The 14,679-nt window shown below is 29.2% G+C and carries 5 protein-coding genes; all 5 read left to right on the top strand.

Translation table 11 applies throughout. The annotated features are described in order from the left end of the window. The coding region (locus tag N5D90_RS16485) for a VapE domain-containing protein (protein WP_347881118.1) at positions 1–2,017 on the top strand (2,017 nt) is incomplete at its 5' end. A 99-nt stretch (positions 2,018–2,116) separates the two neighbouring features. Then, positions 2,117–4,903, top strand: coding sequence for a TrlF family AAA-like ATPase (locus N5D90_RS16480; RefSeq protein WP_280063374.1), 2,787 nt, complete (start codon positions 2,117–2,119; stop codon positions 4,901–4,903). Positions 4,904–5,318: 415 nt separating this feature from the next. Beyond that, positions 5,319–8,690 carry a helicase-related protein gene (locus N5D90_RS16475; RefSeq protein WP_280063373.1) on the top strand — a complete coding sequence of 1,124 codons (3,372 nt, stop codon included), beginning with the start codon at positions 5,319–5,321 and terminating at the stop codon, positions 8,688–8,690. 2 nt (positions 8,691–8,692) lie between these two features. Continuing rightward, a complete protein-coding gene (locus N5D90_RS16470; protein ID WP_280063372.1) occupies positions 8,693–12,394 on the top strand; it encodes an Eco57I restriction-modification methylase domain-containing protein in 3,702 nt (1,233 codons plus the stop codon). Positions 12,395–12,401: 7 nt separating this feature from the next. Continuing rightward, the gene (locus tag N5D90_RS16465) at positions 12,402–14,555 is read left to right on the top strand and encodes a Z1 domain-containing protein (RefSeq protein WP_280063370.1); all 2,154 of its coding nucleotides are present in this window, start codon (positions 12,402–12,404) and stop codon (positions 14,553–14,555) included. Positions 14,556–14,679: the final 124 nt, after the last annotated feature.

The raw sequence follows: 14,679 nt of genomic DNA, 5'->3' as shown, positions 1-14,679 counted from the left end.
ACAAATCGTAACAGAAATCAAAGAAGGAACTTACAAAAGTCAAATCCTGTACTTGCGCAAATCCTTAGAACAAGGAAAAATGGAACCATACGAAAAAGCAAAGAAATCATTACTTGCTTTTACACCAAGTGCCACATTCAAGGAAGGTAGAAAATTAGACTACCTCCAAAATTACAATCAAATAATTGTACTGGATATTGATAAAGTAGAGAAAAATAAGTTAGCAGAAATCAAACAAAAAGCCATTGAATTAAGTACAACATTTGTTGCATTTATCAGTCCATCAAACAACGGATTAAAGCTATTTGTGAAGGTTTCAACCAATCAAGACGAACACAAAAACACGTACAACATTATCAAAGAATTTTACGAAAAAGAATTAGAAATAGAAATCGATAAATCCGGAAAAGACATCACCAGGCTATGCTTCTACTCCTACGATCCAGAAATCTTTTTCAACCCAAATGCAGATATATTTCTGGTCACTGAGCGAAGCCGAAGTGCAGAATCTAATATCTCAAATCTCAATACTCCAGATCTATTATACGATCATTGCGTCAGATTCACAAAACAGAAAATGGATTACGTCGAAGGAAACCGAAATAACTTTGTACATCAATTAGCGTGTAACCTAAACCGAAAAGGAATCAGTTATGCAGAAGCATTAGGCTTCATTTTATCCGATTACAATTACAACGAAATCGAAGTAATGAATGCAGTAAAAAGTGCGTACAACAATACACACGAATTTGGTACTGATAAGGAGTATAAAACACCGAAAACAAAGGAAAAGACAAATCCGAAAAGTAGTTCAACAAACGAGGAAGAAATCGACGATGACGAAGAAAAACCTGCTGCCATAGAACGATTGGAAATGTTCCTAAATAAAAGGTACAACTTTAGGTACAACATTGTAACAGGAAAGTTGGAATACAAAAAGGTTCGCAACCAAATGTATAAACCAATAACCGACTTTGTAGAAAATTCTATTCTTAGAGAAGTATTAAAAGCTAAAGTCAAATGCAGTATTCAAGGATTACGCTATTTATTGATGTCAGATTATGTCGAACAATTCGATCCATTCAAAGATTATTTTTCAACCTTACCAGAGATAAATCAAGAGATTGATTACATCACCGAATTGGCTAACACCATAACAACTACCAATCAAGAATTATGGTTAGAGTGTTTTAAAAAATGGTTTGTCGCAATGGTAGCTTGTGTAACCAACGAAAAAGTAGTCAATCAAACAGTTATTGTGTTCAGTGGGAAACAAGGAATAGGAAAAACAACTTGGATGGAAAAATTAGTGCCTAAACCATTAAAAGACTATCTGTTTTCAGGCACGATTAATCCAAACAACAAAGACACCTTAATCCATTTAGCAGAATGTATGTTAATCAACTTAGACGAATTAGAAAACCTAAACAAAACAGAAATAGGATCGTTAAAAGAAATCATTACCAAATCCCATATCCGAATGAGAAAAGCATACGGACACAACAACGAAACTTTACCGCGTAGAGCATCATTTGCAGGTTCGGTAAATACCGCTCAATTCTTAAATGACACTACAGGTTCACGTAGATTTCTATGCTTTGAAGTAGAATATATTGAATACCATCACAATGTAAACCTTGATAATTGTTACAAACAAGCATTGCATCTAATTGATGAAGGATTTAGGTATTGGTTCAACAACGAAGAAATTAACAACATCAACCAAAATAACGAACAATACCAAATCAAATCCCCAGAGGAAGAATTGCTACTAACATGGTTTGAAAAAGCAGATAAGGAAACAGCAACAGCTTTTCTCAATACAACGCAAATAGCCACAAGGTTAGCCTATTTCGGTAACATCAACATCAACAATTCAACCGTCATCCAATTAGGTAAAGCATTAAAGAAATTAGGCTTTCTTCGCATCGTTAAAAATAGAAATTATGTGTATGCAGTAAAAGAAAAAGATTACGAACAGGTTCAACAGGAAAGTAAATCTATAAACGAAGACTAAAAACATAATCCTACTTTTAATTTATTATAAGGTAGGATTATATTTTTTACAATAGCTTTTATAGGAAAAATATCTTTTTATTTGTAATAAAAAAATAATATGAGAGGTTCAGAATGGAATAAATGGGATTTACATATTCATTCACCATTAACAAATGGTACAGCAAACAAATATGGATTAACAACAATTGATGAGTTTTGTAATAAAATTATTGAAAATGGTATTAAGTGTATTGGATTAACTAATTATTTTTATATCACACAAAATGAATTTGATCAAGTAAATAATAAGTTAAAGGGTAAATGTTGCGTAATTCCAAATTTTGAGTTTAGAGTTAGTGATAAAAATAATAAAGGAGATCATATAAATGTACACATTCTTTTTAATCCAGTAATCAACCTTAATAATATTCTTAATGTATTAGGGAGGGTCAAAATTCACAATAGAATTGATAAATTTTGTACAATAGAAGATATAAATGAACTAGGTTTAGAAGCTATTTCTGTTGATTTTGAAACTCTTTTAACTGAATTAAATAAGAGTTTTAAACCTATCGATGATTATATTATTATTACTCCATATACTGGATATGGTGGATTTAAAAATGATTCAAAACCAAGGAATTGTGAGACAGAAAGAAAATTTGATAAATATTCACATATTATTTTTGGTAATAAAACTTATTTAACTTATTTCATAGAAGATAGAATATATGCTATAAATAATAATACTTATATAGAAGATTCAAAAAAAGCAATTTTAGAGTGTAGTGATGCACATTCAATAGATAAAGTTAATGAAAAGTTTACTTGGATTAAAGCTGAAAATTCATTTGAGGGATTAAAACAAATTATTTTTGAACCAATACAAAGAGCTAAAATACAAAAAGATAAACCAGATTTTAAAGAAGATAAGGTTGTAATAGAAAAAGTGAAATTTATTTCTGATAACAATACTTTTAATAATGAAGAAATTCATTTGAATCAGAATTTAAATGTTATTATAGGTGGTAAATCTTCTGGTAAGTCTATCCTGTTATATTCAATTGCAAAAACATTGCTTCCAGATCAAGAAATATTGAAAAATGATACAGGAAAGGAAAAATATAATTTAAAAGAAATTGATTCAAATTTTAATTTCGAAATCACTACGAAAGCGGGTATAAATCAATTGTTATTTAGGGATACTGAAGAAAATTCAATTATTCCAGACATAAAGTATATTCCACAAAATTATTTAGTAAAATTAGCAGAGACTGAGATTAATGATAAAGGAAGATCGTTAAATAAATTGGTAAGAGATCTTATTAATGAAGATTCAGATTCAAAGGCTATTTACGATAATTTTATTAAGCAGGTTCAGCAATTAGATAAAGCTCGTGATAATAAAATCAATCACTATTTCAGTTTATTGGATGATCTTAAAAAATGTGAAGATGAGAGTAAAACAAAATCTAATAAAGAAGTATTAGAAACTAATATAGCAACTAATAATGCTAAAGTAGAAGAACTTAACAAACAAGCTGGTTTAACTCCAGAACAATTAGAACAATATAAAGAATTACAAAAACAAGAAATTATTAATAAAGCCAATTTTGAAGCTTTTACACAAGACTTTGATAAAACAAATACATTCCTAACTGACTTAGAAATTAAATTAAAGGATATTAAAGTTTTAAAATCTAATTTCTTGTCAAGTTTAAAAAATACTAATATTTCAGCGTTTTACTCAGATAAATTTACTTCGATTAATCAAATGTTAGAAGAAGTAGAATTATGTAAAGAAGAGATAAAAATTACCGTAACAGAAGAAAAAAAGAAAGTTTTTATTAATGAAAATGTTTTAAAATCAGAAATTTCATTAATAATAACAGAAAGAGACAGAATTAATCAAGAATTAGTTCTTTTCAAGCAAACAGATGAAGTAAAAAAACAAGTTGATACTTTAAATCAATCCATTCAAAGCGATCAAAAACTTTTAAAAGAAATTGATGAACTATCTAAAATTATAACTGAAGTTAATACTAAAATTATAGAATGTAAAACAGAATTATTTCAATTGTATGATGAAGTATACGATCAATATCAATTATTAATAGAAGCTTTAAAAGAACGAACAAACGAACTTGAAAAAGATGGTTTAGAAATAGAAGGAATACCTCAGTTTAATTTTAAGAAGATTTACAATAAAATAATTGATTTAAGTGATGGTCGAAGAGCTAGCTATAAAGACTATGAAATTATTTTAGATGAAGCTAAAAAGCCTATAACTGAATATAATTATCAAGCCGTAAAAGAGGAATTAAAAAAGGTATTTGATGCAGTAATGGATGATTCTTATTCAATAACATCTAAAACAAATAAAAAAGATTTTATTAAAGTATTATTAGATGATTACTTCTTCGACTATTGGAAAATCACTTACAAAAACGATAAGTTGGGTGAAATGTCTACAGGAAAAGCAAGTTTTGTAATACTTATGCTTATTATTGGTTTAAGTAAATCAAAATCACCAATTTTAATCGACCAACCAGAAGATAATCTAGATAATAGATCCATTACAAGAGATTTAGTTGATTATTTAAAAAATAAGAAGTTAGAAAGACAAATTATTGTAGTTACTCATAATGCTAACATCGTTGTAAATGCAGATGCTGAAAACATTATTGTAGCGAATCAGAAAGGTCAAAATAATATTGAATCAACCAGCCCTTATAAGTTTGATTATATAAACGGTGCAATAGAAAATACAAAAGCCATTGATCCGTCAGAAACAGATTTATTAAAGTCTATGGGGATTCGTGAACATATTGCAGAAATTGTAGAAGGTGGTAAAGATGCATTTATGCTTCGTGAAAAAAAATATAGATTCATTAGAGAGATTTAAAAAAAAGGCTTACGCACTCCCATATTTTAATCTCCAAAATATCACCCAATTTCAAGCCATTGCATCAATTTATAGGGAGTAAGTAACGTAAGCTATTTTTACCAAAAAAGAAAATTGTAAAATCATCAAAATAAAAAACTGGAAACATAAGCTATATTCAAAGCAAAGGAGAACCATTGGTTCTCCTTTTTGCGTTGTATTCTTCGTTTAAAACAGTTTTTCATAAACACAAAAAAACAAAAAAATGTTTTTGTTGATTTTTACTTACGTAAGTTACGCATCACTAAAAATAATATAAAATTAAAGTTATTTAGTTTTTGTATAACTAAATCGATTCAATATAGTATATTGTTAATTATATTTATGGAATATTTTTATAGGTATAGCAATTTCTTATTTATGTAAAAAGATTTAAATGATTTTAGATAATTCAAAAGATAAACATACAGTTTTTGAGTGGATTCAAAAATATAATAACAATGGGGAATTAGATATCGTTTCTGGTTATTTTACTATTGGTGCATTAGCTTGGCTTTCAGATAATTTAAACCAAACTCAAAATAAATTTAGATTTGTTTTTGGTGATATTGTTGAAAACAACATGAAGACATCTCGGGTAGTAGATTTATTAAATGAAAACATAACAATAGATGCAGCTTTAAAATTAAATGCAGCGGCTAAAACGTGTGTTGATTTCTTAAAACAAGATAAGGTTATTTGTAAGACGTTAACCCCTAATTTTTGTCATGCAAAAGCATATTTGTTTAAAGATGAAAATAATGACGCCCTTAATTACTACATTACGGGTAGTTCAAATCTTACTGAACCAGGTATTGGCTTAAAACACACAAATAATATAGAATTAAATATTGGGGAAACTGGTAATAACCTGAATTTTAAAGAATTAATCGAGTGGTTTGAGGAATTATGGAACTCAAAACAGGCTTCTTCTGAAAAATTGATTGAAAAGGATAACAAAAAAACGAAAAAACCTTTTAAACAATATTTAATTGACGAAATCCAAAGTATATACATAGAGTATACACCTAAAGATTTGTACTATAAGGTTTTATTTGAATTGTTTAATGAAGATTTTGAAGATATAGACAGTAATCCAGAATTTAAGAAACAATTTCATCGTTTAGAAAATACGGTAATTTATAACACACTTTTTAATTTCCAGCAAAAAGGAGTTATTAGCTTAATTAAGATGTTAGAGGCTCATAATGGAGCCATTTTGGCTGACGCTGTTGGTTTGGGTAAAACGTGGAGTGCTTTAGCCGTTATGAAATATTACCAAGAAAAAAGGGAAGTAATATTATTAGCTCCAAAAAAATTAGAAAACAACTGGAGAAGATACATTAAAGGGCATTCCTCTAAATTCGAGGACGATAAATTAGACTATAAATTATTCTTTCATACAGATTTAACCGAAGAAAGAATGGATAGAATTGAATCTTTTGATTATAATTTTATTACAAACAAAACACCAAAATTATTAGTTATAGACGAAAGTCATAATCTTCGTAACAATAAATCCAATCGTTACAAATTCTTGTTAGAAGAAATTATTAAGAAAAATGTAGACATTAAAATTTTATTACTTTCTGCAACTCCAATAAATAATTCGTTAATGGATATTCGTAACCAATTTAATTTAATTGCGAAAGGAGAAAATGATTTCTTTAAAGAAACTTTAGAGGTCAATAATTTAGAGGCTACATTTCGTCAAGCACAAATGGCTTTTAATACATGGAAAGAACATGAAAATAGAAATGTTGGGCAATTAATTAAAGAATTGCCTCAATCTTTATTTTTCTTAACGGATGCTTTAATTGTTGCTAGAACGCGTAATTTGATTAAAGGGTTTGAAAATGTTTTAAAATTTCCGTTAAAACTTCCACCTCAAAATCATTACAGTACACCGGAACTTTTTGGGGAAAATACATTTCAAAATTTATTGGATTTTTTACCGAAACGTTTTTCTGGTTATATGCCATCATTTTATTTACCACAAGAAGAAGGTGTTTCTGTACTTCATGATGAAAAACAACGTGAGTTTTTCTTAGTTAAGATGATGTACATTTTAGTTTTTAAAAGGTTAGAATCTTCATGGTATTCTTTTAGTAAAACGATTGAGAATATTCATTCCCATCATTCTAATGTTTTACATCTGATTCAAGCTTACGATGTCAGTAAAAAAGGGGCAATTGATGATTTTAGAAATTTACAGACGGATGATGACGAAATTGATGATTTAATAAGTGATGCGTTTGAAATCGGGAAAAAACGTAAAATTAAACTGAGTGAAATTGATAAAGCTGGTATGTTGGATGTGTTTAAAAAGCATTTGATAGAAGATATTAAGGCACTCCAAAATATAATCGATCAAACAAACTCATTTAAAGATAAATTTAATGAAGAAGATGGGAAACAATCTGTTCCATCAATCGATTCTAAACTTGAGATATTAATGAATATCATCAAACAAAAACAATCTTTATCTGAAAATAACAACAACAAAAAAGTAATTATATTTACCGTTTACCATGATACAGCCAATTATTTATTTAATCAATTAACGTACAGAGGTTTTTCAAGAATTGGATTGGTAACGGGATCTGTCGCTAAAACATCATACGACAACATCGAAACCAAAGATTTTGAAAATATTTTAGAACGTTTTGCTCCATTTACTAAAGTTTACAATGAGAAGCAATGGGATTTTAAAACAGAAACAGAAAGACATTTAGCTTTTGATGAATGGAAATCGTGGTTGAAAATTGAACATAACAAAGACTATCGAAAAGCTTTTGATGAACCTATCGAAATATTAATTGCAACTGATGCTTTATCAGAGGGGCAAAACCTACAAGATGCCGATATGGTTATTAATTACGATATACACTGGAATCCCGTTCGTATCATTCAACGTATGGGGCGTATTGATCGTTTAGGTTCTCCTAATGACAAAATTTTTGGAGTTAATTTCTGGCCTTCTGGCGATGTAAATGCTTATCTTAATTTACAAAGTCGAATTGAAAGTCGTATGACAGCGATGACATTAGCAGGTGCCGAAGTAGATGTAAACTTTACAGATGGTACAAAAGATATTTTTGGAGATGACGATACGATCGAATCAAAATTAAAGGATAATTTATTAGTCCAACTAGAAAATTCGTTAGAAGATTTGGACGGGGATAAAAACTTTGGTTTTGATGATTTATCTTTAGAGCGTTTTAGACAAGATTTATGGTCTGAATTAGCGAATGAAAGAGAAAAGTACAGTAAAATTCCAAACGCTGTTTATACTGGGTTTATTGCAGATAAAAGTAATTTAGCTGAAAATGGTATTATTGCATTATTGGGTTATCCAGCAAAAAAGCCTAAAGTAGATCATCATAAATATAAACAATTCGAATTGATTTATATTGATAATGAGGGTGCTGAGTGCTTAAATAACCAAAAACAAATTTTAGATTTTTTAGATACGCATAAAAATAATACTCGTATCGTGAATAATAAAATTGATAATGGAGATGAAGCTGAAATAAAGGTTTTAAAAAATGCTTTTGATACTTGGATGTCGAATAAAACGACTGAAACGGTTGTGAATGAGGCTGGTGAACAAATCAAAACAGTTAGCAATAGCTTATTAGATAAAATTAAAGGTTTAGGTAACGCTAAAAAGAAAGATATTAATGAAGTGAAAGAAGTCAATTCTTTTGATGAGAAATATCAAATAGATAACTTCGATTTAATCACATGGTTTATAACGACTAAATAAAAATGATACTAGATAAATTTTCTAAAAATATAGTTTCAGGGACATTAGATTTATTCAAACAATTAAATGTTCCAATTAACATACTTACTGAAACACCAATCAACCCAACTGATTTTTTTGAATCAAATCCAAATCGTGAGGTGTTTAAAGCGATTCAAAATTTATATACAATTGGTTTAATTGATGATGATGCTATTAATAACCAAGATAGTATTTCAATCAATAAAATTGATGAAAAATACAACGGTTTAATTATCGTTGCAGTGGATTTAAAAGCGGATAAAATTTCGCGTACCACTTTTGCCGAAATTACAAGAGCCATTTCTCGTGAGTTTAAAAACTTGCCTGTAATTACCATTTTCAAATATGGTCACCAAATTGCGTTAGCTTCTGCTGAACGTATGCCTTATAAAAAATCATATTTAGAAGGTGAAAAATTAGGTAAAGTAAGTATTTTACGTGATATAGATTTTAATCAACCGCACGCAGGACATTTACGTATACTTAATGATTTGGTTATTGGTAAAAAAGCGAACCTAGATACATTCGACAAATTATATAAATTCTGGACAGACAATTTTAACGTTTCTATACTGAATAAAAAATTCTACAAAGAATTATCTAACTGGTACTTCTGGGCAATCAAAGAAGTGAAATTCCCTTCTGAACCAACTTTAGAAGATGCTGTTACATTAAGTAAAGATTACGACGATTTAGTGAACGAACATAAGGCAACAAATGTCATTCGATTACTAACTCGTTTGTTATTTGTATGGTTTATCAAAGAAAAAAAATTAATACCAGAAGAATTATTTGATATTAAGTTTCTACAACAAGATTTATTACATAAAATAGATCCTTTAAAGCCTGTAGGAATGTTTGTCGAACAAGACAAAGAATCTATCTATTACAAAGCAATACTACAAAACTTATTTTTTGCAACGTTAAATTGTCCAAAAGAGGCAGATGAATACGACAAACGTTTCAGAGCGTTCCGTTCGTCATCTTCTAATTTTGGAGTAACGCATTTAATGCGTTACGAAAACTATTTTAAAAACAAAGAGTTGTTTCTTAAAATGGTTAATGATACGGTACCATTTTTAAATGGTGGATTGTTTGAATGTTTAGATGTTCGTGGAGAAAAAGAATCGAAAGTTGAACGTATATACATCGATGGTTTTTCGGATAATTTACCAAAAGAGCAGAAATTAATTGTTCCAGATTATTTGTTTTTCGGGAACGAAATTACAGTTGATTTATCAGAAGAATATGGTGCAAAATCGAAAGAGTTTAAAGAATCTAAAGCCAAAGGTTTATTCGAAATTTTAAAGTCTTATAAATTCACGATTACTGAAAATACACCTTTGGAGGAAGAGGTTGAATTAGATCCTGAATTGCTAGGGCGTGTATTCGAAAACTTATTAGCTTCTTACAATCCTGAAACTAAATCTACAGCGCGTAAACAAACGGGTTCATTTTATACCCCACGTGAAATTGTCAATTATATGGTAGACGAAAGTTTAATCGCCTACCTAAAAAATAATTGTTCCAACTGGAATAACCTTTCTGAGGAAGAGATAGATACACAATTGCATCAATTATTTGCTTTTGATGCGTACAACCCGTTTAAAGAGAATAGAGAATTAACCACTGAAATTATCAAATCTTTAGGTGCTTGTAAAATATTAGATCCTGCTTGTGGGTCAGGGGCTTTTCCTATGGGTACTTTACAAAAAATGGTGCATGTATTAAGTAAGTTAGATCCTGATAATACCATATGGAAAGAGTTACAAATTAAAAAGGCACAACAACAAGCAGAAGAAGTGTTTAAAATTGATAACAACGAGATTCGTGAAGATTTGTTAAAAGAAATCAACCATAATTTCGATGAAAAAATCAATGATCCTGACTATGCCCGTAAATTGTATATTATCGAAAATTCGATTTATGGAGTAGATATCCAGCCGATTGCAGCGCAAATTTCTAAATTACGTTTCTTTATTTCGTTGGTGGTAGAGCAAAAGGTGCATAAAGAGTTACCAAATTTTGGGATAAAACCATTACCGAATTTAGAAACCAAATTTGTTACAGCAAATACCTTAGTAGATATCGAAAATTCGGATAAACAAACTAATTTATTTGAAACAGAAACCATTATTGAGTTAAAGGCAAAACTAAAAGCTGTACGCAACAAAATTTTTAATGCCCGTACGCCCGAAACAAAGAAAAAATACAAAGAAGAAGACCAAACCATTCGTTGGCAGATTGCTGAAGAATTAAAAAATATTGGGTATCCTGCAACCGATGCCGATGCATTAGCGTCTTGGGATCCTTACAACCAAAATGCCTGCTCTCCATTTTTTAACCCAGAATGGATGTTCGACATTAAAGAGGGGTTTGATGTAGTGATTGGAAATCCGCCGTATGTAACATATAAAGGAAAAGAACGTGTTCATATTACTGATAATGAATTTGAATATTTATTAAAAAAATATAAAAATACTGCAGAATACAAAGTTAATAGTTATGCTTTGTTTATTGAAAATGCTGTTAATTTACTAAAATTTAACGGTGTTAATTCATTTATTATACCTAGTACCATTTTACAGAATGAATATTTGAAAAATTCAAGAAAATTTATATTAGAAAAGAACCATATCGATTTAATTGTAATTTTTAAGAACAGTATTTTCGAAGCTGTTACTGATTCTATTATTTTAAATATTAAAAAAAATAAACAGCTTTATGACACTAAAGTACTTAAAAAGTCAGATTGTAATTTTTATAATAATATTTATGAAATATGGAATAAAAAAGAATGGTTAAATAATTCCGATTATGTTATTAATGTAAAATTAAATGAATTAGATAAAAAAATAATTAGTGATATAGAATTAGACAGTTATCAATTAGGTGATGTTTTAAATGTTTATGTCGGAATAGTTGCGTCAGGAATTAAAAAATTCTTTTCTGATTCCAAAAAAGATATTAATCATAGAAAATATCTTTTAGGAAAGGACATTGGTCAATATTCTATTAATTGGAGTAATAGATTTATTAATTATTTACCAGAAGAGTTACATAGTAATACTGATGAAAATGTATACTTAAGCAAGTATAAAATTCTTGTAAGAAAGACAGGTAATAAATTACTAGCATTTATTGATAAAAATCAATTTTTCACAGATCAATCTATATATAACGTTTATAAAAGTGATAATAGTTTTAATTATATAGACTTTGTTTATATTACATGTATTATAAACTCATCACTAATGAATTATTATTTTAATAAGAAATTGATTACTAATGAAGATGTTTTTCCATATATAAAAGGTATTCATTTAAAATCATTACCAATAAAAATGAATAGAGATTTTTATTGGTCATTATTTATATTAGGTGAATTAAATATTTATTTAAATGGAAATAAATATAAGGATTATATAGATTTTTTAATACTTGAAATTTATTTAAATAGAAATATTGAAATAGTTAATTTAGATATAAAAGAATTTATTGAAAAAGATTTAATAGAAGTATTAGGAAGTAAAGATTTTGCTATAATGAGTGATGAGGATAAATATAAAGTAATAAAATCGTTAGATAAAAAATGGTGTGATCCAAACAATGAAGTCGTCAAACGTATAGCACAATTCAAAGAAAAAAGTCCAGATATTTTAAAAGTAATAATGGAAAGTTAAAAATATAATGAGCTACTATAACTACATAACCGAAAAACGCAACGATTCTTTAGAATTAAAAGAATTAATGACAGATGTTGTCAATAATTTAATACAACATAAAACGGATGAAATTAAACCTGGTGTATTACTGGGTTTAATACAATCGGGTAAAACACGTGCCTTTTTGGGTGTAATGGCAAAATGCTTTGACGAAAACTACGATGTGGCGGTCATATTGACCAAAAATTCGGTAGCCTTAGTCGAGCAAACCATCAAACGTCTAAAATCTGAATTTGAAACGCCTATTAATGCTCGCAAACTATACGTTTGGGATGTCATCAAAATGCAAAATTTAGATCAACTAACGGGATATATTCTGCAAAACAAAGTCATTTTTGTCGTAAAAAAAGAGATGAAAAATATGGAACGTTTACACGAGATATTTGATTCTGTTCCATTGTTACAAGATAAAAACATCTTAATCATAGACGACGAGGCAGACCAAGCGAGTGTATCTTTTGTTAATGATAAAGAAAAAGCAGAAGGAATAGATTTTGCAAAAATTGCAGATTCATTATCGCAATTCAGATTAAAATTAAAAGGGAGAAATAGCTTTTTACAAGTTACTGCTACACCATATTCATTATATCTACAACCCGATAATTTAGAAATAGATGGGGTAGAAACGGCTCCTAATCGTCCTGCGTTTACCAATTTATTAAAACCACATCCTGCTTACGTTGGAGGTAAATATTATTTCGAAAAGGCTATTGATCCAGATTCTACAGCGTATTATGTGTACAAACAAGTAAATGACGATCAGATAGATTATCTAAATGGCAAAGGTAAAAGTACAGGAACGTACAACAAAAAGTCGTTATCCAATTGTTTGCGTACAGAGAATTTTAAAGCTATTCGGGATGCCATCATTAGCTATTTGGTCGGTGGTGCCATTCGTCAATTACAAGAAAAAGAATCTGCTGATATATGGGCGCCAAATTACCATTCGGCTTTTGTATTGCATACCAGTGTTACTAAATTAATTCATAGCCAACAAAAACAATTGGTCGAAACACTATTAGAGGAATTAAACAATTTATCAGATACAGAATTGTTTACTTTTTTAAAGTATGCCTACCACGAGTTTGAATTATCAATGAAGTTAGTAGTAGATAAATTACCTACTTTAGAAGAAGTGGTTATACAAGTGAAAGAGGCGTTAGAATGTAAATTTATTGGCGTAACGATTGTTAATTCCGAAAATCAAGTCGTTGAATTATTAGGTGAAGATGGTCAATTACGTTTAGATAATCCGTTTAATATATTTATTGGTGGTCAAACGCTTGATAGAGGAATTACCATTGATCATTTAATTGGTTTCTTCTATGGTCGTAATCCTGCTTCTTTTCAAATGGATACGGTATTACAACATTCTCGTATGTATGGTAGCAGAAGTGAAAAAGATTTAGCGGTCACTCGATTTTACACTTCGGTAAGAGTGTATAATGCGATGCGTAATATGCATTTCTTTGATAATAATTTAAGAGAAAATATAGAAAAAGATCCAGAAGCTGCCGTTCGTTTTATAGCGAAAGAAGGCAATACAATTAAACCTTGTGGTCCTAATAAAATTAAGGCTTCTAATGTTGTGTCGTTCAAAGAATATTCGAGATTTTTACCAATAGGTTTCCAAACGAAAAGTAAAACCAATATTCAAGACAACATTTCTAAAATTGATCAAATTATTCAACCCATTTTAAACAAAGATCAAGAAGGTGTTATCACATTAGAACAGTTCAAAAATATTATAGCGTTAATTGATAGTACATTCACATACGAACCACAATTTGGAAATGTTGGGCTTAATTGGGACACGAACTTAGTATTCAAAGCTGTTGAATTAGCATTGAATGACAAGAATACGTCTGAAATTGGTTTATATGTAAGAGAAGGCAGAGAAGCATCTCGTTTAAAAAACAACAATTCAACATTCAATGACTCTCCTGGAGATGGTAGAACGGATAACGTTCGCACAAAAGTAATGGCAGAAAATAAACCAGTATTAATGCTTTTAAAACAAAGAGGAACAAAAGAGAATGGATGGAGGGATGCAGAATTCTACTGGCCTACTATTGTAATGCCAAAAGAATTACCTAATTATGTGTATAGTGAAGATTAAAAATAAGGTTATCAAAACCCAAAATACTACATCAAGCTGTAATTGATAGTCAGTAAAATATAAACGCCTATTTGCAAAGTTGGTAAGTGTATAGGGCAACAACAAAAAAGCAACTGCGGTTAAT

The organism is Empedobacter sp. GD03797 (genome assembly GCF_029842105.1).
In the GTDB taxonomy this organism is placed as follows: domain Bacteria; phylum Bacteroidota; class Bacteroidia; order Flavobacteriales; family Weeksellaceae; genus Empedobacter; species Empedobacter falsenii_C.
Note: the sequence above shows the minus strand (reverse complement) of the source record. Positions and strands in the feature narration are given on the sequence as shown.

Excerpts from the sequence above, each read along its gene's own strand:
- N5D90_RS16475 (WP_280063373.1), top strand. The coding sequence starts at position 5,319 with ATGATTTTAGATAATTCAAAAGATAAACATACAGTTTTTGAGTGGATT.
- N5D90_RS16470 (WP_280063372.1), top strand. The coding sequence starts at position 8,693 with ATGATACTAGATAAATTTTCTAAAAATATAGTTTCAGGGACATTAGAT.
- N5D90_RS16480 (WP_280063374.1), top strand. The coding sequence starts at position 2,117 with ATGAGAGGTTCAGAATGGAATAAATGGGATTTACATATTCATTCACCA.
- N5D90_RS16465 (WP_280063370.1), top strand. The coding sequence starts at position 12,402 with ATGAGCTACTATAACTACATAACCGAAAAACGCAACGATTCTTTAGAA.